This window comes from Streptomyces sp. W16, assembly GCF_033194735.1.
GTDB lineage: Bacteria > Actinomycetota > Actinomycetes > Streptomycetales > Streptomycetaceae > Streptomyces.
This window is the reverse complement of record NZ_JAWOAI010001201.1, coordinates 1-807: the sequence shown is the minus strand read 5'-3', so window position 1 is coordinate 807 and position 807 is coordinate 1. Positions and strand designations below refer to the sequence as shown.

Genomic DNA, 807 nt, shown 5'->3' with positions numbered 1-807 from the left:
GGGTCGGGCCGGCGGAGGCGTTGCGGGAGGCGGCCGTCGACACGGGGGTGCTGCCGTGGTCGCGGAAGCTGATCGGCGGGCTGCTGCTGGCGGCCGGACTGGCCCTGCTCGCCCGGTCGTTGTGCACGGACCCGGCGGACCTGCTGAAGCGCAAGACGTACACGACCCGGCCGATGCTCCTCATCACGGCGGTGGCGGCGCTGGCACCGGCACTGGTGAGCCCCGCCGTACGGCTGCTGGTCCGGCTGCCGGGCGCCTGTGGGCTGCTGATCCGCGAGAACTCGGCAGCCTCCGTACGGCGAACCGCCGCGGTGGCGGCGCCGGTTCTGGTGACGGTCGCACTGGCCGGTTCGCTGCTGGGGTCGGCATGGACGGTCACGGAAGCGAAGGCGGCGGAGGCGCGGGAGCGGACGCGGGCCCAACTCGTCGTCACGGGCGAGGGGTTGAGGGTCCCGGCGGTGCCGGGGGCGACGGTCTCCGCGTCCGCTTCGACGGCGGTCTTCGTACGGGAGGACGGTACGGCCCTCATCCGGTCCGACGCTCGTGCCGTACGGGATGTGCGGGCGTTCGCGGAGGTCACGCGGTTGCCGGTGGTCGCCGGTGACGCAAGGGAGTTGGACGACCGGTCGATCGTGGTGAACGAGGAGTGGCAGCGGCACACGGTCGGCACGTGGGTGCGGGTGTGGCTCGGGGACGGGCGGGCGGCACGGCTGCGGATCGTGGCTGTGCTGGCGCGGGGCACCGGGGACAACGGCGCGTATGTGACGGCGGCGAACGCGGCGGGGGCGGGGGTGGACCGGCTGGAGG

General features: G+C 74.5%; 1 pseudogene. It reads left to right on the top strand.

Going from position 1 to position 807, the window contains the following annotated elements:
• A pseudogene (locus R6V09_RS54195) lies at positions 1-807 on the top strand (ABC transporter permease); the annotation flags it as partial.